The organism is Pseudomonas sp. 1D4, assembly GCF_001728925.1.
GTDB classification, from domain to species: Bacteria; Pseudomonadota; Gammaproteobacteria; order Pseudomonadales; family Pseudomonadaceae; genus Metapseudomonas; species Metapseudomonas otitidis.
In genome coordinates this window covers 50,897-71,707 of sequence record NZ_LXJQ01000029.1, presented here as the reverse complement: position 1 = coordinate 71,707, position 20,811 = coordinate 50,897, and the positions used below count along the sequence as shown (strand labels likewise).

Sequence of the window (20,811 nt, the reverse complement as noted above, 5' to 3'; positions counted from 1 at the left end):
ATGCCGCTCTTTGCATCCACCGTGCGGGGCTTGGCGCGGTGGGGGGTGGATCGATGAAGCGCGATCCACTCTACGGCTGTAGCCCGTGCGCGGCGCCGAGTGTTCCCGGACTGAAGTCCGGGCTACGGTCGGGCGTTGCGTCGTGTGCGCTCATGCCGTTTGCCAGGCTGCGGAGTTTCGTCTGGGCGTAGGGTGGATGCCGCTCTTTGCATCCACCGTGCGGGGCTTGGCGCGGCGGGGTGGTGGATCGATGAAGCGCGATCCACGCCCCCGTAGGATGGCGCTGAGCGCAGCGATGCCCATCGATCCGCGCGCACCTTGTTCCGCCTCCTTACTTGCTGGCTTTGAGAATCACGAACTTCGGTGTGGCGGCGACTTGTTCGACGCCCCGGAACAGCCGCTTGAGCTTGGCGTGGTAGCCCAGGTGGCGGTTGCCGACGATCCACAGCTCGCCCCCCGTCACCAGCGCGTTGCGCGCCTGCACGAACATCCGCCAGGCGAGGAAGTCGCCCACCACCTGCTGCTGGTGGAACGGCGGGTTGCACAGCACCAGATCCAGTGAGTCCGCCGGCTGCTCGGCCAGCCCGTCGCCGGCGCGGATGTCCGCCGGGCGCTCGCCCAGGGCCGCCTGCCAGTTTTCCCGGGCCGATTGCACGGCCATGTAGGACTCGTCCACCAGCGTCAGCTCGGCCTCGGGGTTGGCCAGGGCGTAGGCGATGCCGAGGATGCCGTTGCCGCAGCCGAGGTCGGCGGCTCGCACGCGGGCCAGGCCGCGCGGCAGGTGCGGGAGGAAGGCGCGGGTGCCGATGTCCAGTCCGTCGCGGCAGAACACGTTGGCGTGGTTCAGCAATTCCACGCTCGGTTCGTCCAGTCGGTAGCGGGTCGGGTAGGGCGAGGCGACGAACGGCTTCGCTTCCGGCATGGCGATCAGCAGGCGCGCCTTCTTAACTGCCAGAGAGGGCTGCATCGGTCCGATGTACTTGGCCAGCAGGTCGCCGGCGGCATGGGGCAGGTGCTTGACCATGCCGGCAGCTACCACCTGGGCGCCGGGGGCCAGTTGGCCGTGCAGGCGGATGAGCTGTTCTTCCAGCAGGGCGAGGGTCTTGGGCACGCGGATCAGCACCCGGTCGAACGGCCCGCTGAGCGGTTCGCTGGCCGGCACGAAGCGCACCGGGGCGCCCTCCAGGCCGTTGCGCGCGAGGTTGCGCGAGAGGCCGAGGAAACCCAGGTGCGAGTCACCGCTGCTGGTGACCTGCAGGTGCGGAGCGAGGCTGGCGGCGAGGGCGCCGAAACTGTCGTTGAGGACCAGGACGCGGGTGTCGCATGACGGTGCCTGGGCATGGAGGTGGTTGAGCAGGTACTCGTCAGCGGCGTCGAAGGCCTGCAACGGCTCGCCCTGCTGGTCGGGAACGCGGACAAGGTCGAGCTGGGCGAAAGGGGTTACCAGGAGGGCCATGAAAGAATCTGCTGAAACTGAGAGGTGGTTGGGGAAACCGGCGCTTGTCTATTGCCCCGATATCACTAGAATTTCGCGCTTCCGCTGCGGCGGGCCCGGACGGGCCCCGTGCGCCGAAGCGGCACCAATAATAACCAGGCCTCGGGCTTTTCTCTGCCCTGAACGACCTGGTACGCCGTTTGACGGTGCGAATCCGCTGGTTGGGGGCGGGTCGACCACCGAACCACACATCGAATCCGGACGGAGCCCGCGCCTTTCTGCGTGGGCTTCGCCGTTGTCATTTGCATAGGTGCTTGCATGTACAGGTCTCTGCTGGGGGCGGTCTTCGCCTCGCTGTTCGTCTTTTCCAATGCGGTGCTGGCTGACGAGCCGGTGCTGATCAAGTTCTCCCACGTAGTGGCCGAGGACACCCCCAAGGGCAAGGGTGCCCTGTTGTTCAAGAAGCTGGTGGAAGAGCGCCTGGCCGGCAAGGTCAAGGTCGAGGTCTACCCGAACTCCACGCTCTTCGGCGATGCCAACGAGATCGAGGCGCTGAAGAAGGGCGAGGTGCAGATGCTGGCGCCGTCGCTGTCCAAGTTCGAGGCCTACACCAAGCAGCTGCAGGTGTTCGACCTGCCCTACCTGTTCGACGACCTGGAGGCGGTGAAGCGCTTCCAGAAGCGTGAGAAGAGCCGCGAGCTGCTACGTTCCATGTCCAAGTACGGCATCTACGGCCTGGGCTACTGGAACAACGGCATGAAGGTGATGACCGCCAGCCGTGAGCTGCACAAGCCCGAGGACGCCAAGGGCCTGGCCTTCCGCATCCAGCCTTCCTCGGTGCTGGAGTCGCAGTTCGCCCAGCTCGGCGCCACCACGGTGAAGATGCCCTTTGCCGAGGCCTTCAAGGCCTTGCAGGCGGGCACCATCCAGGGCACCGAAGGCCCCTGGTCCAACGTGGCGACCCAGAAGATCGACACCGTGCAGCCCTACGTGATCGAGACCGGTCATGGGTCGATCAGCTACATGCTGATCACCAACTACAAGTTCTGGATCGGCATCCCCTACGAGACCCGCACCGAGCTGGAGGCGATCATCGACGAGGTCACCGCCGAGGTGAACAAGGAAGCCGAGGCGATGAACGAGAAGGACCGCGAGAAGGTGATCGCCGCTGGCCGGGCCAAGGTCATCACCCTCACCCCCGAAGAGCGCGAAGCCTGGCGTCAGGTGATGATGCCGGTGTGGAAGAAGTACGAGGCCGAAATCGGCGCCGACGTGCTGCGCGCCGCGCAGACCGTCAACCGCAAGCGCTGATGCCTCCCGGCTGTCCGCCGCCCGGCGGATAGCCACATGGCCCGCGGGTGTTTGCCGGGCCGGCTTTGCGCGAGACTGGCGCGGTATCCGACCCGGAGCCGTGCCATGTCCGCCAGCGACGAGAAGTTCACCTGCCAGACCCTCCGTGAGGTCCGGCCCCTCACCCAGAACCTGTTCACCCTGCGCACCACCCGTGACCCGGGCTTTCGCTTCCGCGCCGGCCAGTTCGCCCGCCTGGGCGTGACCAAGGCCGATGGCAGCACGGTGTGGCGGGCCTATTCGATGGTCTCGGCGCCCCATGACGAGTTCCTCGACTTCTTCTCCATCGTCGTGCCCGGCGGCGAGTTCACCTCCGAGCTGAGCCGGCTGGCGGTGGGCGACACCCTGCTGGTCGACAAGCAGGCCTTCGGCTTCCTCACCCTCGACCGCTTCGTCGACGGCCGCGACCTCTGGCTGCTGGCCACCGGCACCGGCGTGGCTCCGTTCCTGTCGATCCTGCAGGGCCTGGAGGTGTGGCAGCGCTTCGAGCGCATCGTGCTGGTGTACAGCGTGCGCCACGCGGCGGAGCTGGCCTACCAGCCGCTGATCCACGGCCTGGCGGGGCTGGAGCACCTGGAAGGCGTGGCCGAGAAGTTCCTCTACCTGCCCGTGGTCACCCGCGAGGCCCACCCGGGGGCCTTGGGTGGGCGCATCACCACCCTGATCGAGAACGGCGCACTGGAGCGCGCTGCCGGGCTGCCACTGGAGCCGGAGCATTCGCGGGTGATGCTCTGCGGCAACCCGCAGATGATCGAGGACACCCGGGCGGTGCTGAAGGCGAGGGGGATGAACCTGTCGCTCAGCCGGAGGCCGGGGCAGGTGGCGGTGGAGAATTACTGGTAGAGGGTGTCGCTGATCACTTCGGAACCCAGCGGATTATCGGGCTCTGTGGGTGTTTCCTGTCTCGCCTAAACGAAAACCGGCGCCCTGGGGCGCCGGTGGGTGGAACGGTGAAGCCGGTCAGAGCTGGATCAGGTTGGGGATCTGCACGTCCGGGTTCACGTCCTGCTCGTAGTCCACGCCGTCGATCTCGAAGCCGAACAGGCGCAGGAACTCGGTCTTGTAGCCGGTGAAGTCGGTCAGCTGGTACAGGTTCTCGTTGGTCACCTTGTTCCACAGGTCCTTCACGGTGTCCTGCACGTCCGGTTGCAGTTCCTTGTAGTCGGCGCGCAGGCGGCCGTCGGCGTCCAGGTGCGGCTCGGTGCCGTAGAGGCTCTCGCGGAACAGGCCGTCGACCTGTTCGATGCAGCCTTCGTGGGTGCCCTTTTCCTTCATCACCTTGAACAGCAGCGACAGGTACAGCGGCATCATCGGGATGGCCGAGCTGGCCTGGGTGACCACGGCCTTCAGCACCGAGACGCGGGCGTCGCCACCGGTGGCGGCGAGTTTCTCGCGGATGCCGAGGACCTTCTGGTCCAGGTCCTTCTTGGCGGCGCCGATGGAGCCGTTCCAGTACAGGTCGTGGGTGATCTCTTCGCCCAGGTAGGTGAAGGCGGTGGTCTTGGCGCCGTCGGCCAGCACGCCGGCTTCCTGCAGGGCGTCGATCCACATCTGCCAGTCTTCACCACCCATGACCGCCACGGTGTGGGCGATCTCGGCCTCGGTGGCCGGCTCCATCACGCTTTCCTTGATCACTTCCTTGTCGGTGTCCAGGCCACGGAAGTTGACGGTCTTGCCGACCGGCTTGAGCACGGAGTTGAAGACTTCACCGGTCTTGGGATGGGTGCGGCGCGGGGCGGCCAGGCTGTAGACCACCAGGTCGACCTGGCCCAGGTCCTGCTTGATGGTCTCGATGGTGACGCGCTTCGCCTCATCGGAGAACGCGTCGCCGTTGATGCTGCGCGCGTACAGGCCCTTGGCCTGGGCGGCTTTCTCGAAGGCGGCGGAGTTGTACCAGCCAGCGGTGCCGGCCTTGGTCTCGCTGCCCGGACGCTCGAAGAACACGCCCAGGGTGTCGGCGCCCGCGCCGAAGGCGGCGGTGATGCGTGCGGCCAGGCCGTAGCCGGTGGACGAACCGATGACCAGCACCTTCTTCGGGCCGTTGGCCACGGGGCCCTTGGACTCGACGTAGCGGATCTGTTCCTTGACGTTGGCCTCGCAGCCGGCCGGATGGGTAGTGACGCAGATGAAGCCACGCACGCGCGGTTTGATGATCATGGAAACCTCGGTTGCTAGATGCGGTAACAGCACATTCAGAAGCGGGAGACGTCGCGCATCGTAGATAAGACACCTCGGTTGTGGCCAGCGGCAGCCGGGTGAGTCGGCAAAAGCCGGCCCACCCGGCATGACCGGGACGGGAGAGAGGGCCGCCCCGGCGCGCTCGGTGAGGCCCTCAGGCCTCCAGTTCGGTGCGGGTGGCGCAGCTGCCGTCGCAGCGGCCGGGGCAACTGCAGCCGGTGCTGCTGCGCCCGGTGGCGCGTTCCATGCGGCGGGCCACGGGTTCGTCGTCGGCGAACGGCAGCATGGTGGCTTCGTCCAGTTGGCGCTGGCTGTGACGCCCCAGGCTCAGTTGCACGGCGACGAAGAAGAAGGCCACCGTGCCCAGGCCGAACAGCACGTTCAGGGTTTCGGCGTCCATGCTCCGCTCCTCAGGCCGTGGCGCCGGCCAGAGCCGTCGCACGGTCGGTGGCGCGCACGGTGTGCCAGGTGTTCCAGGCCATCAGCAGCATGCCGCTGAGGAAGAACAGGCCACCGACGAAGCGCACGATGAAGCCGGGGTGGCTGGCCTCCAGTGCCTCGACGAAGGAGTAGGTGAGGGTGCCGTCGTCGTTCACCGCGCGCCACATCAGGCCCTGGGTGATGCCGTTGACCCACATCGAGGCGATGTAGAGCACGGTGCCGATGGTGGCCAGCCAGAAGTGCGCGTTGATCAACCCGGTGCTGTACATCCGCTCGCGGCTGTAAAGGCGGGGGATCAGGTGGTAGAGCGAGCCGATGGTGATCATCGCCACCCAGCCGAGGGCGCCGGCGTGCACGTGGCCGATGGTCCAGTCGGTGTAGTGGGAGAGGGCGTTGACGGTCTTGATGGCCATCATCGGGCCTTCGAAGGTGGACATGCCATAGAAGGCCAGGGAGACCACGAGGAAGCGCAGGATGGGGTCGTCGCGCAGCTTATGCCAGGCGCCCGACAGGGTCATCATGCCGTTGATCATGCCGCCCCAACTGGGGGCCAGCAGCACCAGGGACATCACCATGCCCAGGGACTGTGCCCAGTCCGGCAGCGCGGTGTAGTGCAGGTGGTGCGGGCCGGCCCAGATGTACAGGGTGATCAGTGCCCAGAAGTGCACGATGGACAGGCGGTAGGAGTAGACCGGGCGCCCGGCCTGTTTGGGGATGAAGTAATACATCATCCCGAGGAAGCCGGTGGTCAGGAAGAAGCCCACGGCGTTGTGCCCGTACCACCACTGGACCATGGCATCGGTGGCTCCGGAGTAGACCGGGTAGGACTTGAACCAGCTCACCGGGATGGCGGCGTGGTTGACGATGTGCAGCATCGCCGTGACCACGATGAAGGCGCCGAAGAACCAGTTGCCCACGTAGATGTGCCGGGTCTGGCGCTTCATCACCGTGCCGAAGAACACCACGGCATAGGCGACCCAGACGATGCCCATCCACACGGCCCCGGCGAATTCCACCTCGGCGTATTCCTTGGTGGTGGTCAGGCCCTGGGGCAAGGTCACCAGCAAGCAGATCACCAGGGCCTGCCAGCCCCAGAAGGTGAAGGTGGCGAGGCTGCCACCGAACAGTCGCGCCTGGCAGGTGCGCTGCACGGTGTAGTAGCTGGTGGCGAACAGCGCGCTGCCGCCGAAGGCGAAGATCACCAGGTTGGTGTGCAACGGCCGCAGGCGGCCGAAGCTGGTCCAGGGCAGGTCGAGGTTCAGGGACGGCCAGACCAGTTGGGCGGCGATGAACACCCCCAGGCCCATGCCGACGATGCCCCAGACCACCGTCATCAGCGCAAACTGGCGCACCACCCGGTAGTCGTAGGCGGGTTCGATTTCTGCAGTGTTCATGCGGAAAACCTTCAGGAGTGGGAATGGCTTGGCCGGCACGGCCGACCGGGGCGCCACTCTAGAAAGGCGGGACGGGACGAAACAGCCTCAGTTTTGGCTGCTTTTATGAGATCAGATAGACGCCATCTGCTCACAGGCGGCGCCGGTGGCGGACCGGATCATCTGATATCGGAATTCCGCTTCGATCTGATTCTGTTTCTGAGTCGGGTGGCTCGCCATAGTGGTTCACCGGATGATTGCCGCCTGCGGCGGCCTGATGAGGACCCCCATGTACCGATACGACGACTACGATCGCGCCCTGGTCCGCGAACGCGTCGCGCAGTTCCGTGACCAGGTGGCGCGGCGGCTGAGCGGCGAACTGAGCGAGGAAGAGTTCCTGCCCCTGCGCCTGCAGAACGGCCTGTACCTGCAGAAGCACGCCTACATGCTGCGGGTGGCCATCCCCTACGGCACGCTGTCGTCGGTCCAGTTGCGCACCCTGGCCCTCATCGCCCGGGAGTACGACCGGTGCTATGGCCACTTCACCACCCGGCAGAACATCCAGTTCAACTGGATTGACCTGGAGCGGGTGCCGGACATCCTCGAGCGCCTCGCCGATGTCGACATGCATGCCATCCAGACCTCCGGCAACTGTGTGCGTAACATCACCACCGAGGCGTTCGCCGGGGTGGCTGCCGACGAGCTGCTGGACCCGCGTCCGCTGGCCGAGATCCTCCGCCAGTGGTCCACGGTGAACCCGGAATTCCTGTTCCTGCCGCGCAAGTTCAAGATCGCCCTCTGTGCCGCCGAGGAAGACCGTGCAGCGGTGCAGATGCACGACATCGGCCTGTACCTGTACCGCGATGCCGACGGTGAAATGCGCCTCAAGGTACTGGTGGGTGGCGGGCTCGGACGGACGCCGATCCTCGCCCAGGTGATCCGCGAGGGGCTGCACTGGCGCCACCTGCTGTCCTATGTCGAGGCGGTGCTGCGGGTCTACAACCGCCACGGCCGCCGCGACAACAAGTACAAGGCGCGCATCAAGATCCTGGTCAAGGCCCTGGGTATCGAGGCTTTCGCCCGCGAGGTGGAGGCCGAATGGGAGCACCTGCGCAACGGTCCGGCCCAACTGACCGAGGCCGAGTACGCGCGCGTGGCGGCCTCCTTCACCACGCCGGCCTACGCCACCCTCGACGCCGCCGACCTGGAACATGGCCGGCACCTGGCCGAGGACCCGGCCTTCGCCCGCTGGTGCGCCCGTAACCTGCAACCGCACAAGGTGCCCGGCTATGCGTCGGTGGTGATCTCCACCAAGCCTGGGCCCGAGGCTCCACCGGGGGACGTGACCGCCGCGCAGATGGAGGCGGTGGCGGACTGGGCCGAGCGCTTTGGCTTCGGCGAGATCCGCATTGCCCACGAACAGAACCTGGTGCTGCCGGACGTGCCCAAGCGCGACCTGTATGCCCTCTGGCAGGCCGCCTGCGAGGCTGACCTGGCAACCCCCAACATCGGCCTGCTGACCGATATCATCGCGTGCCCCGGTGGCGACTACTGCGCGCTGGCCAATGCCAAGTCGATCCCCATTGCCCAGGCGATCCAGGCACGCTTCAGCGACCCGGCGCGGCTGGAGGCACTCGGCGAACTGAGCCTGAACATATCCGGCTGCATGAATGCCTGCGGCCATCACCACATCGGCAACATCGGCATCCTCGGCGTCGACAAGGGCGGCAGCGAGTGGTACCAGATCACCCTTGGCGGCGCCCAGGGCATGTCGGCGGCGCTGGGGCGGGTGATCGGCCCGTCCTTCAGTGCGGCCGCAGTGCCCCAGGTGATCGAGCACATCGCCGACACCTACCTGGCGCACCGCGAGGGCAACGAGCGCTTCGTCGACACCCTCGGCCGCATCGGCCTGGAGCCGTTCAAGGCACGGGTCTACACCCGTGAGGAGGAGCCGGCATGAACAACCTGATCCGCCTGCGCCAGGGCGTGCCCGGCCTGGTCGAGGACGACCCCTGGCTCCTGGTGCGCCCGGACGAGGCGCTGCCGGACGGCGGGCCGCTGATCCTGCCACTGGCGCTCTGGCAAGCCCGGCAGGACGCCGCCGTGCTGGCGGGCGAGCGCGTCAGCGAGGATGCGCTGCTGCTGCAGCCGGACGACGATGTGGAAGCCCTGCGGGACTGCCTCTACAGCCTGCCGCTGATCGCCGTGGACTTCCCCAGCTTCCGCGATGGCCGGGGCTACAGCCAGGCCTACCTGCTGCGCAGCCGGCTCGGCTGGGCCGGCGAGTTGCGCGCCGTGGGGGACGTGCTGCGGGACCAGTTGGCGCACATGCGTCAGTGCGGCTTCGACACCTTTGCGGTGCGTGCCGACAAGTCCGCCGAGGACGCCCTCAAGGGGCTGGCCGGGCTCAGCGTGCTCTACGGCCGCTCGGTGATCGAGCCGCGCCCGCTGTTCCGGCGCCGCGAGGCCGATGTCACGATTGGTAAAAATTGACGGCTCGGGGGGAGGGGCGTTCTATCCTACGATGCTCACCCGTTTTCACTGATCGGACCTCAATGGACAGCGACAGTCAGCCTCCCCCGGCATCCCTCCCTCGCGGCGCAGTGCGCCTTCCCGTTTCCCGCTTCATTTCCGTGAACCCCAGCGGCTCCCCGTCCTGCGCCTCGGTAGTGTGGTCGGCGGCCTCTGCTCGTCTCTGCGGCGAGGAGGGCTGACATGGAGTGGATCGCCGACCCCACGGCCTGGCTGGGCCTCCTTACCCTGGTGGTGCTGGAGATCGTGCTGGGCATCGACAACCTGGTGTTCATCGCCATCCTCGCGGACAAGCTGCCGCCCCATCAGCGTGACCGCGCGCGCCTGATCGGCCTGTCGCTGGCGCTGTTCATGCGCCTGGGCCTGCTGGCCAGCATTTCCTGGCTGGTGACCCTGACCGCGCCGCTGTTCGAGGTCTTCGGAAAGGCTTTCTCCGGGCGAGACCTGATCATGCTGTTCGGCGGCGTGTTCCTGCTGTTCAAGGCCACCATGGAACTGCACGAACGCATCGAGGGCCGCGCCCCGACGACGAGCTCTGGCAGTCGCACCTACGCGCTGTTCTGGCCGGTGGTGGCACAGATCGTGGTGCTCGACGCGGTGTTCTCCCTGGACGCGGTGATCACCGCCGTCGGCATGGTGGAGCATCTGGAAGTGATGATGATCGCGGTGGTGATCTCCATCGGCCTGATGATCGTCGCCAGCAAGCCGCTGACCGCGTTCGTCAACGCCCATCCCACGGTGATCATGCTGTGCCTGGGCTTCCTGATGATGATCGGCTTCAGCCTTACCGCCGAAGGCCTGGGTTTTCACATTCCCAAGGGCTACCTGTACGCGGCCATCGGCTTCTCGATCCTCATTGAGCTGGCCAACCAGACGGTGCGCTGGCGCCGTCGCCGCCGCCAGGAGGAAGCCGGCGGCTTGCGCGAGCGGACCGCCCATGCGGTGCTGCGCCTGCTGGGCGGCCGTGGTGTGGAGGCCGACGAGGTGGGCGAGGAGATCGCCGACCTGGTGAAGGGTAACGGCCGTGGCCAGGTGCCCTTCGACCGCCGTGAGCGGGTGATGATCAGCGGCGTGCTGGGCCTTGCCGAGCGCCCCATCCGCACCCTGATGACCAACCGCGTGGACGTGGAGCGCATCGACCTGGCCGACAGCCGCGATACGGTGCACGACGCGCTGCTGCGCTCGCCCTATTCGCGCCTGGTGGTGGTCCGCGATGCGGACGTGGACGAGCCCTTGGGCTACGTGCACAAGAAGGAACTGCTGCGCACGCTGTTGCAGGGGCAGGCGCCGGAGATCGAGCCCCTGCTACGCATCCCGCCCAACCTGCCGGAGAGCGCCTCGGTGCTCAGTGCCCTGGAGGAGATGCGCAAGGCTTCGACCCACGTGGCCTTCGTGGTCAACGAGTTCGGCGGTTTCGAAGGCCTGCTGACCATGACCGACATCCTCGAATCCATCGCTGGCGAACTGCCGGATGCCAGCGAGGTGGACGGCCTGGATATCGAGCCCGTGGACACGGGCTGGACGGTCAGCGGCGCAGTTAACCTGAGTCTGCTGAACGAGCGCCTGGGTTTCCCGCCCCGTCCTCAGGAGCTCTACCAGACGGTCGCCGGCCTGGCCATGAGCCTGCTGGATCGCCTGCCGGTGGTGGGGGATGAGCTGGAGGTGGAGGGCTGGCGACTGGAAGTGATCGAAGTGAAGGAGCGCCGTGTGAACCGGTTGTTGCTGGAACCGCCTGCCGGGCATCGGGGGCGAATGGGCTGAGTCTGCCCATGAAGAAACGGCGCCTTCGGGCGCCGTTTTTCATTCATGCGACTTTCAGGGCTGCTGTTTCTGCTGGGCCTTGAGCAGGTCGCGGATCTCGCTGAGCAGCTCCTGATCCTTGGTGGGCGCCGGCGGTGCCTCGGGGGCAGCGGCTTCTTCGCGCTTGAGCCTGTTGATCACCTTGACCCCCATGAAGATGGCGAAAGCCACGATCATGAAGTCGAGCACCGTCTGGATGAACTTGCCATAGGCCAGGACCACGGCCGGGGCGGTGCCCTCGGCGGCCTTCAGGGTGATGGCCAGGTCGGAGAAATCCACGCCACCCACCAGCAGCCCCACCGGCGGCATGATCACGTCACCGACGAAGGATGAGACGATCTTGCCGAATGCGGCGCCGATGATGATGCCCACGGCCATGTCGACCACGTTGCCCTTGACCGCGAAGGCCTTGAATTCCGACAGCACGCTCATGCGATTTCCCCCAGGGATTGGACTGATGGGCTGGAAGTGTAACCGAGTGATCTGACAGCGCCATCCTGCCGGTGTTGCGGTTCGGTGCGGCGGTAGAGCCGGCAGAAGTCCTCGTGTGCCCGGGGATCGGGGCGCTTCTGTACCCGCACGCCGGCCGCCGGGCAGCGCTCCAGTAGCACCTTCGGGCGCACTGGACGCGGGTAGAAGCCGCCACCGCAGTTCAGGCAGACGTTGTGCAGGCGCTTGGCACAGTCGGCGCAGAAGGTGCATTCGAAAGAGCAGATGCGGGCGCCGGTACTGGCGGGTGGTAGCGCGCGGGCGCAGGCTTCGCAGGTGGCTGTCCGGTCGCCCAGGCTGGTCTAGCCTCTAGCTGCTGCTTCGGTCTTGCAAGGAGCCTTGCCATGCCTCTCGAACACCATGCCCTGGAACGTGAATTTCCTGATGATCACCTCACGATGCACGAACTTCTCCAGCACAACGTGCACTTTGCCCGCCTGGCCGCCGAGTACCACCACCTCGATACGCGCATCTACGAAGTCGAGGACGGCCGGCATGCCCTGGATGATCTGCAACTGCACAGCCTGAAGATGAAGCGGGTGGCCCTGAAGGACGAGATCGCCCAGTTGCTCAGGGCCCATCAGAGCGGTTGACCGGCGTCAACGCAGTGCCCGTGGCGGCTGGCTAGGCTGGCCGCCTTTCCCCTTCGGAGCACTCGCCATGACGGCCTACGACACCCTTCCGAGCGCCACCCCCGAATCCGACCGCAAGGCCCAGTACGAGGCGCGCCGAGCCGAGGAACGACGAGACCGCCTGCGCCAGCAGCTGGACCTGCTGGACAAGCGCATTGCCCGCATCCAGGCCGGCACCGAGCCGCTGGACGGCTCCAGCCTGCAGGCCCTGCAGATGCGCCGCGAGGGCCTGGCCCAGGACCTGGCCCGCCTGCCACGCAAGGAAGGCTGCTGCGGCTGCGGGCGCGCCTGCAAGGGGTGATCCGCTATCATGCGGGCTTCGCTTTTCTGACGGAGTCCGCTGATGGCCAAGGCCAAGCGCATGTACGGCTGCACCGAGTGCGGCTCGACCTTCCCCAAATGGGCTGGCCAGTGTGCCGATTGCGGGGCCTGGAACACCCTGGTGGAAACCGTGCTGGAAGGGGCTGCCGCCTCGTCCTCCAGCGGGCGCGCCGGCTGGGCCGGCGGCCAGGCGCAGATCAAGACCCTGGCCGAGGTCAGCGTCGAGGAAATGCCGCGCTTTTCCACCGCTTCCGCGGAACTGGACCGGGTGCTCGGCGGTGGCCTGGTCGACGGTTCGGTGGTGCTGATCGGCGGTGACCCCGGCATCGGCAAATCCACCATCCTCCTGCAGACCCTCTGCAACATCGCTACCCGCTTCCCCGCGCTCTACGTCACCGGTGAGGAATCCCAGCAGCAGGTCGCCATGCGTGCCCGCCGCCTGGGGCTGCCGGAAGACAAGCTCAAGGTGATGACCGAGACCTGCATCGAAAGCATCATCGCCACCGCACGGGTGGAGAAGCCCAAGGTGATGGTGATCGACTCCATCCAGACCATCTTCACCGAGCAGTTGCAGTCCGCCCCCGGCGGCGTGGCCCAGGTGCGCGAGAGCGCGGCGCTGCTGGTGCGCTACGCCAAGCAGAGCGGCACGGCGATCTTTCTGGTCGGCCACGTGACCAAGGAGGGCGCCCTGGCAGGCCCCCGCGTGCTGGAGCACATGGTCGACACAGTGCTGTATTTCGAGGGCGAGTCCGACGGCCGACTGCGCCTGCTGCGGGCGGTGAAGAACCGCTTCGGCGCGGTGAACGAGCTGGGGGTGTTCGGCATGACCGATCGCGGCCTGAAGGAGGTCTCCAACCCGTCGGCGATCTTCCTCACCCGCGCCCAGGAAGCGGTGCCCGGCAGCGTGGTGATGGCCACCTGGGAAGGCTCGCGGCCGATGCTGGTGGAGGTGCAGGCGCTGGTGGACACCAGTCATCTGGCCAACCCGCGCCGGGTCACTCTGGGCCTGGACCCGAACCGCCTGGCCATGCTGCTGGCGGTGCTGCACCGCCACGGCGGCATCCCGACCCACGACCAGGACGTGTTTCTCAACGTGGTGGGCGGGGTGAAGGTGCTGGAGACGGCCTCCGACCTGGCGCTGATCGCCGCGATCATGTCGAGCCTGCGCAACCGGCCGCTGGAGCATGACCTGCTGGTGTTCGGCGAAGTGGGCCTGTCTGGCGAGGTGCGCCCCGTGCCTAGCGGGCAGGAGCGCTTGAAGGAGGCGGGCAAGCATGGCTTCAAGCGGGCCATCGTGCCCAAGGGGAACGCCCCGAAGGGAGCGCCCCCCGGCTTGCGGGTCATCGCGGTAACGCGCCTGGAGCAGGCGCTCGACGCGCTGTTCGAGTAGCGCTCAAGCCTCCACGAGGGCGGCCAGGTCGCGCTCCAGCAACGCCTCATCGCCCAGGTTCAGCTCCATCAGTCGACGCAGGTGGGCGATGGAGTCCAGGTCGATGTGCTGGCAGACGAAGCCCAACTGGTCGTCCTGGACCCGGGTGAGGACCACGTCCATGCGCACCAGGGCATCCCGGGACAGGTGGATGACCGCCTGAAAGGGCTGGTCCCCATCGCCGTTCCAGTTCGTCGGGCGGCTCAGCAGCAGGCCCTTCAGGGAAATGTCCTGCAGCTCGGCCTGCCATTGGCGTTCGCCCTGGACCAGTTCGGTCGCGGCGTCGAACGCGACCCGGTGGAAGCGCCGTCGTTCGTGTTCTTTCTGGCTCATCGCTCAAGACTCCTGGGCAGTTTGGATCACTATAGACAAGGGCTAGATTACCCGCTCAAACGCGACGACGACGCCAGGCCAGCAGCAGGCCGCCGGCCACCAGCAGTGCGCCGAGGCCGTAGGCGGTATGGCGTCGGGACGGCGCCAGGGCGGTGATGGCGCTCCAGCGTTCTTCCCATTGACGGGGCTTGGCCCGCTCGAAATCCGGATCTTCACACGTCCTGCCGAAGTTGGCGGCCCACTCCACGAAAGGACCGTTCTCCACATAGCGGCGGTAGATGCGCCGGGCACTGTCCAGATCGCGGTGCTCCAGCCAGCCGCTGGCCTGACACAGCACTGCGGCGAATGCCTGGCTGGTATGTGGCAGCCGGTCGGCGGCGCGTTCGGCCAGGTCCGCGGCCACCCAGCGATAGTGGAAGCGGCGATTGGGATCGGTCAGTGCGTTGTTCTGGCGCTTTGCCTCGTCTTCGCTCAGCCAGCCGTCGGCTGACTGGTGCTCCACCTGGAGTCGGTAGAGGCTGCCTCCGTACACCCTGAAGTCCGGTGACATCTCGTAGCCGAGCAGCTCCATACCGCGCCAGCGCGCCAGGGCCGCGGCTGTGTAGTAAGCCTCGGCCTGGCCGATGTCGGTCCAGCGGCTCTGCGCTTCCTGGCGTGCCCTGGCGTACTGGCGGGCTGTGGTGCGCAACTCTTCGGTGGCGAAGTAGGCCGGTGCTTCGTCGTAGTGCCCTTCGCGCATCAGACGGCGCCCCAACAGTTCCCTCAGCAGGGTGGCGACCGGGCGACGCACGTACTCGTCGTGATCGGTCTGTTCCTGCGGGGTAGGGGCCGGCACCTTGGCATCGACGAAGCCCTTCAGTTCGTTCAGGGTCAGCACCCGCTCGGCGAGGGCGGCGGTGTCCTCCCAGTAGATCGCGCCGCTGCGGTAGAGCATGTCCAGGGCGTCCAGATAGTCGCCGCGCTTAAGCGCGAGCACGGCGCGCTCGCCGTTGACCCGGCAGTGGGGCTTTAGCGTTTCCAGGTAGCCGTCGTTGTCACGTCGGTAGGCCCAGCTTTCATCCTCCGGGAAGGCCTGGGAGGCCTTGGCATAGGCCTGGGTGGCTGTGGCGATGTCTCCGTCGTGCAGGGCTACCTTGGCCCTGATCCACCAGGCGAGGCCCGTGTCGCCGGCCTTCTCCAGCAGACGCCGGGCGGTGTCGTACTGGCCGCTCTGGTAGGCCAGCGTGGCGAGGCGGTCGGCATTGGGCAGTGCCTGTTCGTCCAGCGACAGCAACAGCTGGACGAGGGTTCTTTCGGCTTCGGTCTGGCCGTCGTAGTGCCAGCCGATCCGGCTGAGCAGGCGGATGGTGAGCAACTGCTGCACCTCCGGGACGGCCAGCAGCGGGCGCAGTTGTGCCTCCGGCATTCGGGCCAGTTCGCCGGAGAGAAGCTTGAGGGAGCTGGCGCCGCTGCTGGAGTTCAGCGCTGCCTGGTTGGAATAGAAGCGGATGGCCTGGCCCCAGTCGCCAGCGTCCTTGGCCACGCGGGCCTCTTCTCCGAGGCTGGCGGCGGCCAGTTCCAGCGGGTCGGGGAAGCCGTCCCGGGCCAGTTGGCGGGTCAACTGGAAGGCCTCGCGGGCGGCCTGGGCATGGGCTTGCCGGCGCTGCTCGGCCTCGGCATCGGTCGTCACGTCATCGGAGGCAGGCAAGTTGCGGCTCATTTCCGCCTGCGCGCGTCCCAGGGAGTAGGCAGCCCAGGTGCTGCGGGCCCGGCGTTGCTCGGCGGGCAGGGCGAGCAGGCGGCGGAAGTAGCCGCTGGCCTCTTCTCCGTTCCGGCGGAAGGCCACGGCGCCGGCAATATAGAGACGCTGCTCCTCTGGCAGGTCGCCGGCCTGGGTTTCCACCTCGGCGGGGTCATCCAGGGCGCGCAGTTGCTCGACGCGCTGGGCCATGTCGCGTCCCAGTTCGTCCCGCTCCAACCGTTCCCGCTGGCGGACGTAGTTCTCGTTGTCCGCTTCCCAATAGATCACCAGGGTGGCCTGGCTCACCGGCTTGAGCCCGGCGATGGGCGGGGCCAGGTGGGTGGCCTCGAAGACGAAGTTGTTCTCCGGCATCTCGGCCAGGGTGCGGGCGCGGTTGTCCAGCAGGGTCAGGTTGAAATCAGGCCCGCAGGCCAGGGCCTGGTTGGCCAGCGGCAGGGCCAGGGTGATGGCCAGGACCAGATGGGCTAGGGGCCGATCAGGGGTGTGCATGGAGTCCTCCTTGAGCAGGTGCATGGCAGCGGGCCCAACCCAGCGCGCGGCGTTGGCCCGCTTGCAGGTAGAGGGTAGGGCCGGGCTCGCGTTCCAGGCGCAGGCCGGCGTCCTCCGTGACGAGGCGGTAGCCCGGCAGGGCGTCATGGGCGAAGCAGTCATGGGCGGCCAGTTGCAGGCGAGCAGGCAAGGGTGCCGGGGCATTGCCGAGGTTGGCCAGGGTCAGCTCGTTGAGCTGGGGGTCGTTGTCCGGGCGTCGCACGTCCAGGCGCAGGTCGGCCGCCAGCGCTTCGCCCCGGGCCACCGCTATCAGCGTCGCCAGCGGCCAGGCGCGGCGATCCTCGGGCAGTGGCAGGCGGAACCAGATCAGGCCCGCCAGGTGCGCGGGCGGGGCGCGGCGCAACTGGGTGACCAGCCCGGCGACGCGCTGGGGATTGGCCATCCATTCCTGGCGCGCCCCGGCGATGGGCAGCGGTGCTTCGCTCTCCACCTGAACGCCGTCGTCGGAGCGGATCAAGCCGGCGCCGTAGGCGGGCAGGGCGAGAAGGAAGGGTGTGGGGCTGATGGCATCCCAGCGGCGCGCCCACTCCAGGGCCTGGCGCTCGTCGAACAGGCCCTTATCCGGCGCGCTGACACCGTGCACCTGGAGGACGCTGCCGTCGACCTGGGCGAGCACGTCCGGCAGGCGGGGGCTCGACAGCCAGGCGGGCAGGGCGGTGATGCCGAGCTGCATGCCGGCGGGCAGGCTGGCGCGCAACTCGCCGAGGAAGCGGGCGTAGTCCGCCAGGCGCGCGCTGGCGCAGTCGTGGTCGATCTCCACGGCGACCGGGGCGAGCCCGTTGCGTTGCCAGTCCGCCAGCAGGGCACCGATCTCGTCCCGTGCGCGCCGGCTGTCCAACTGCGGCAACTGGCCGTCCAGGCGCACCACGGCGACCCAGGGGCGGCCGTCCTGGCGCAGCAGGTCGGTGTCGATGCGGGCCCGTGACCAGCCGGCACCCGGGTGGGCCTGGAGGGCCAGTACGCGCAGGGTGGAGAAGGTGGCGTGGCTGGCGCGCAGGGCCTCGGCGTGGGCCGGGGTCCATTGGCGTTGCCAGACGTAGAGCTGCTGATCGAGCGGCGGCGATTGCCCGTCCCGGCAGGCGGCCAGCATCAGCAAGGCTGCGAAGAGTGCCGCGATCCTGCGGCGGATTGGGCCGGTCATGGGCAGTCATCAAGGAAGCGGGCGGGCCTCCTGGCCCGGTCGCGGCGGATTAGACTCCCAATCCCCGGCGCCGGCAAGGGGCGTCCGCCAACCTGTTCACATCCCCTGCAACCGCCCGCCGGATGGTCGGCCGTTCGGTTTGACAGCCGCTTTTCTGTCACCAAAGCTGCATGAGCTATTCACCTTCTGATTACCCTGTGGAGTGCAGCTAATGGACAACCGACTGCTGGTCAAAGGTCTGATTGCGGGATTGCTCTGTGTTGGCAGCGTGGCGGCGCATGCCGATGCTGCCGGCGGCAACGGATGCGGCTGGGGCAACATGCTTTTCGAAGGGCAACGCGGCATGGCCCCCCACTTCCTCGCCACCACCACCAACGGCACCTCGGGCAACGCTACCTTCGGCATGACCTCCGGGACCAACGGGTGCGACACCAGCGTCAAGCTGGGCTACGGCGGCCGCTCGATGCTGGCCATGAACGGCATGCTCGACAACATCGCCGAGGACATGGCCCAGGGCCAGGGCGAGGCGCTGGATGCCTACGCCACCCTGCTGGGCGTGGAGAAGGCCGACCGTGCCCACTTCGCCAAGATCACCCAGGAGAACTTCGCGCGGATCTTCTCCGCCCCCGACGTGACCGGCGAGCAGGTGCTGGCCAATACCCTCGACGTGATGAGCCGCGACCAGCAGCTGGCGCGCTACGCCAAGCAACCGGCCTGATCGGCAGGTGCGACGAAGAAGCCGGGCGATGCCCGGCTTTTTCATGCCTGGGTGTTTGGTGTTTTCACCCTGGGGGCTTCAGCTCGCCGCCGTTCGGCTGTCTCGGCTGGGGGCATCCTCAGACCCTTCCTGCGATTTTCTGCATAAGGAGGGAAATACACCGAAGGCGAATTCCGGCGAGGTTGTCGGAAGGCTCTAGACCAATGTCTAGACCTCAAATCAGGGAGACGGGGCTAAGCTTGCGCGGCAGCTTGTCTGTCCATCCATTGGGAGTCTCCTATGAACAATAACAACAGCGTCGCGCGCCACCTGCCCTGGGCAGTGCTGGCCGTTATCGGCGCCAGTGCCTTGGGCGTGGTCGCGCTGCGCCGCGGCGAGGCCATTAACGCCTTGTGGATCGTGGTGGCAGCCGTGGCGCTCTACCTGATCGCGTACCGCTACTACAGCCTGTTCATCGCCAGCAAGGTGATGCAGCTCGATCCGACCCGCGCCACTCCGGCGCTGATCAACAACGACGGCCTGGACTACGTCCCGACCAACAAGCACATCCTTTTCGGCCACCACTTTGCCGCCATCGCCGGCGCCGGCCCCCTGGTGGGCCCGGTGCTCGCCGCGCAGATGGGCTACCTGCCCGGCACGCTCTGGCTGATCGCCGGCGTGGTGCTGGCCGGAGCGGTGCAGGACTTCATGGTTCTGTTCATCTCCACCCGCCGCAACGGCCGCTCCCTGGGCGAGCTGGTGCGCGAGGAGATGGGCCAGGTGCCCGGCACCATCGCGCTGTTCGGCGCCTTCCTGATCATGATCATCATCCTCGCGGTGCTCTCGCTGATCGTGGTGAAGGCCCTGGCCGAGAGCCCCTGGGGCATGTTCACGGTGATGGCGACCATCCCCATCGCGGTGTTCATGGGCGTGTACATGCGCTACATCCGCCCGGGCCGCATCGGTGAGATCTCGCTGATCGGCGTGGTGTTGCTGCTGGCTTCAATCTGGCTGGGCGGCCAGGTCGCCGCGGACCCGGTCTGGGGGCCGGCGTTCACCTTCACCGGCGTGCAGATCACCTGGATGCTGATCGGTTATGGCTTCGTCGCCGCCGTGCTGCCGGTGTGGCTGATCCTCGCTCCGCGTGACTACCTGTCCACCTTCCTCAAGATCGGCACCATCATCGCCCTGGCCATCGGCATCCTGGTGACCATGCCGATGCTGAAGATGCCGGCCCTGACCCAGTTCATCGACGGCACCGGCCCGGTGTGGAAAGGCAATCTGTTCCCCTTCCTGTTCATCACCATCGCCTGTGGTGCGGTGTCCGGCTTCCACGCCCTGATCAGCTCCGGCACCACGCCCAAGCTGCTGGCCAGCGAGACCCATGCCCGCTACATCGGATACGGCGGCATGCTGATGGAGTCCTTCGTCGCCATCATGGCCATGGTCGCCGCCTCGGTGATCGAGCCGGGCGTGTACTTCGCCATGAACAGCCCGCCGGCCGTGGTCGGCACCGACGTCGCCGCCGTGGCAGCCACCGTCAGCAGTTGGGGCTTCACCATCACCCCCGAGCAGTTGGAAGCCACCGCCCGTGACATCGGCGAGCACACCATCCTGGCCCGTGCCGGTGGTGCGCCGACCCTGGCCGTCGGCATCGCGCAGATCCTCCACCAGGTGCTGCCGGGCGAGAACACCATGGCGTTCTGGTACCACTTCGCGATCCTCTTCGAAGCGCTGTTCATCCTCACCGCCGTGGACGCCGGCACCCGTGCCGGGCGCTTCATGCTGCAGGACCTGCTGGGCAACTTCGTCCCGGCGCTGAAGAAGACCGACTCCTGGTTCGCCAACGTGCTCGCCACCGCCGGTTGCGTGGCCCTCTGGGGCTGGCTGCTGTACCAGGGTGTGATCGACCCGCTGGGCGGCATCAACACCCTGTGGCCGCTGTTCGGCATCTCCAACCAGATGCTCGCCGGCATCGCCCTGATGCTGGGTTGCGTGGTGCTGATCAAGATGAAGCGCCAGCGCTACGTGTGGGTGACGCTGATCCCGGCCACCTGGCTGCTGATCTGCACCACCACCGCCGGCCTGATCAAGCTGCTGGACCCGAACCCCGCCGTGGGCTTCCTGGCCCTGGCCAAGAAGTACAGCGACGCAGCCGACGCCGGCCAGGTGCTGGCACCGGCCAAGGACATGGCGCAGATGCAGCACGTCATCTTCAACGCCTACACCAACGCCACCCTGACCGTGCTGTTCCTCTTTGTGGTGCTCAGCGTGCTGTTCTACGCCTTCAAGGTCGGCCGTGCCGCCTGGAGCAAGCCCGAGCGCAGCGACAAGGAAACGCCGTTCCAGCCGATCCCGGACGCCTGAGGA

Annotated in this window: 19 protein-coding genes; 10 read left to right on the top strand and 9 right to left on the bottom strand. The window is 67.0% G+C overall.

The features are described from left to right. Nucleotides 1-331: 331 nt before the first annotated feature. The gene (locus tag A7D27_RS16020) at nucleotides 332-1,456 is read right to left on the bottom strand and encodes a class I SAM-dependent methyltransferase (protein ID WP_069565422.1); all 1,125 of its coding nucleotides are present in this window, start codon (nucleotides 1,454-1,456) and stop codon (nucleotides 332-334) included. A gap of 297 nt (nucleotides 1,457-1,753) precedes the next feature. Here A7D27_RS16020 and A7D27_RS16015 point away from each other — a divergent pair, with 297 nt between their 5' ends. Next, nucleotides 1,754-2,746 (top strand): TRAP transporter substrate-binding protein, encoded by a 993-nt coding sequence (locus tag A7D27_RS16015; RefSeq protein ID WP_069565421.1) that lies wholly within the window; start codon nucleotides 1,754-1,756, stop codon nucleotides 2,744-2,746. Nucleotides 2,747-2,851: 105 nt separating this feature from the next. Next, nucleotides 2,852-3,628, top strand: coding sequence for a ferredoxin--NADP reductase (locus A7D27_RS16010; protein WP_069565420.1), 777 nt, complete (start codon nucleotides 2,852-2,854; stop codon nucleotides 3,626-3,628). 117 nt (nucleotides 3,629-3,745) lie between these two features. Here the strand turns inward: A7D27_RS16010 and fabV are convergent, their stop codons facing one another. The 3 genes from fabV to ccoN form a co-directional block, all read right to left on the bottom strand. Beyond that, nucleotides 3,746-4,942 carry an enoyl-ACP reductase FabV gene (gene fabV, locus A7D27_RS16005; RefSeq protein WP_069565419.1) on the bottom strand — a complete coding sequence of 399 codons (1,197 nt, stop codon included), beginning with the start codon at nucleotides 4,940-4,942 and terminating at the stop codon, nucleotides 3,746-3,748. 175 nt (nucleotides 4,943-5,117) lie between these two features. Next, the gene (locus A7D27_RS16000; RefSeq protein ID WP_139131076.1) at nucleotides 5,118-5,363 is read right to left on the bottom strand and encodes a cbb3-type cytochrome c oxidase subunit 3; all 246 of its coding nucleotides are present in this window, start codon (nucleotides 5,361-5,363) and stop codon (nucleotides 5,118-5,120) included. A 10-nt stretch (nucleotides 5,364-5,373) separates the two neighbouring features. Beyond that, nucleotides 5,374-6,798, bottom strand: a complete 1,425-nt coding sequence (gene ccoN, locus A7D27_RS15995; RefSeq protein WP_069565418.1) for a cytochrome-c oxidase, cbb3-type subunit I — start codon at nucleotides 6,796-6,798, stop codon at nucleotides 5,374-5,376. Between the two features lie 268 nt (nucleotides 6,799-7,066). Here ccoN and A7D27_RS15990 point away from each other — a divergent pair, with 268 nt between their 5' ends. From A7D27_RS15990 to A7D27_RS15980, 3 genes are all read left to right on the top strand, one after another. After that, nucleotides 7,067-8,737, top strand: coding sequence for a nitrite/sulfite reductase (locus A7D27_RS15990; RefSeq protein ID WP_069565417.1), 1,671 nt, complete (start codon nucleotides 7,067-7,069; stop codon nucleotides 8,735-8,737). Next, a complete protein-coding gene (locus A7D27_RS15985) occupies nucleotides 8,734-9,270 on the top strand; it encodes a DUF934 domain-containing protein (RefSeq protein WP_069559901.1) in 537 nt (178 codons plus the stop codon). The genes A7D27_RS15990 and A7D27_RS15985 overlap by 4 nt, the downstream gene beginning before the upstream one ends. A 222-nt stretch (nucleotides 9,271-9,492) precedes the next feature. Beyond that, nucleotides 9,493-11,070, top strand: a complete 1,578-nt coding sequence (locus tag A7D27_RS15980) for a TerC family protein (RefSeq protein WP_069559900.1) — start codon at nucleotides 9,493-9,495, stop codon at nucleotides 11,068-11,070. 54 nt (nucleotides 11,071-11,124) lie between these two features. Here A7D27_RS15980 and mscL read toward each other — a convergent pair whose 3' ends face one another. Together mscL and A7D27_RS29170 are read right to left on the bottom strand one after the other, a co-directional pair. Continuing rightward, on the bottom strand, nucleotides 11,125-11,541 hold the full coding sequence (mscL, locus tag A7D27_RS15975) for a large-conductance mechanosensitive channel protein MscL (RefSeq protein WP_069559899.1): 417 nt from the start codon (nucleotides 11,539-11,541) through the stop codon (nucleotides 11,125-11,127). After that, a complete protein-coding gene (locus A7D27_RS29170) occupies nucleotides 11,538-11,894 on the bottom strand; it encodes a DUF1272 domain-containing protein (protein ID WP_083265656.1) in 357 nt (118 codons plus the stop codon). Before A7D27_RS29170 ends, mscL begins: the two co-directional genes overlap by 4 nt. A gap of 48 nt (nucleotides 11,895-11,942) precedes the next feature. Between A7D27_RS29170 and A7D27_RS15970 the strand changes: the two genes are divergently transcribed. The 3 genes from A7D27_RS15970 (at nucleotide 11,943) to radA (ending at nucleotide 13,941) form a co-directional block, all read left to right on the top strand. Continuing rightward, entirely contained in the window at nucleotides 11,943-12,191 is a 249-nt protein-coding gene (locus A7D27_RS15970; protein ID WP_069565416.1) for a YdcH family protein, read from the top strand. A gap of 67 nt (nucleotides 12,192-12,258) precedes the next feature. Continuing rightward, nucleotides 12,259-12,531, top strand: coding sequence for a hypothetical protein (locus tag A7D27_RS28370; protein ID WP_069559897.1), 273 nt, complete (start codon nucleotides 12,259-12,261; stop codon nucleotides 12,529-12,531). A 42-nt stretch (nucleotides 12,532-12,573) separates the two neighbouring features. Further along, on the top strand, nucleotides 12,574-13,941 hold the full coding sequence (radA, locus tag A7D27_RS15960; RefSeq protein WP_069565415.1) for a DNA repair protein RadA: 1,368 nt from the start codon (nucleotides 12,574-12,576) through the stop codon (nucleotides 13,939-13,941). Between the two features lie 3 nt (nucleotides 13,942-13,944). Here radA and A7D27_RS15955 read toward each other — a convergent pair whose 3' ends face one another. The 3 genes from A7D27_RS15955 to A7D27_RS15945 are packed head-to-tail and all read right to left on the bottom strand — an operon-like array spanning nucleotide 13,945 to nucleotide 17,744. Further along, complete coding sequence (locus A7D27_RS15955; protein ID WP_069559895.1) at nucleotides 13,945-14,313, bottom strand: PilZ domain-containing protein; 369 nt, start codon at nucleotides 14,311-14,313, stop codon at nucleotides 13,945-13,947. Between the two features lie 55 nt (nucleotides 14,314-14,368). Continuing rightward, nucleotides 14,369-16,543 carry a hypothetical protein gene (locus A7D27_RS15950; protein WP_069565414.1) on the bottom strand — a complete coding sequence of 725 codons (2,175 nt, stop codon included), beginning with the start codon at nucleotides 16,541-16,543 and terminating at the stop codon, nucleotides 14,369-14,371. Further along, nucleotides 16,530-17,744 carry a DUF3142 domain-containing protein gene (locus A7D27_RS15945; RefSeq protein WP_069565413.1) on the bottom strand — a complete coding sequence of 405 codons (1,215 nt, stop codon included), beginning with the start codon at nucleotides 17,742-17,744 and terminating at the stop codon, nucleotides 16,530-16,532. Before A7D27_RS15945 ends, A7D27_RS15950 begins: the two co-directional genes overlap by 14 nt. 211 nt (nucleotides 17,745-17,955) lie before the next feature. Here A7D27_RS15945 and A7D27_RS15940 point away from each other — a divergent pair, with 211 nt between their 5' ends. Both A7D27_RS15940 and A7D27_RS15935 read left to right on the top strand, forming a co-directional pair. Then, nucleotides 17,956-18,462: a DUF3015 domain-containing protein gene (locus A7D27_RS15940; RefSeq protein ID WP_069559892.1), complete on the top strand. Its 507-nt coding sequence runs from the start codon at nucleotides 17,956-17,958 to the stop codon at nucleotides 18,460-18,462. Nucleotides 18,463-18,741: 279 nt separating this feature from the next. After that, a complete protein-coding gene (locus A7D27_RS15935; RefSeq protein WP_069559891.1) occupies nucleotides 18,742-20,808 on the top strand; it encodes a carbon starvation CstA family protein in 2,067 nt (688 codons plus the stop codon). Nucleotides 20,809-20,811 lie beyond the last annotated feature (3 nt).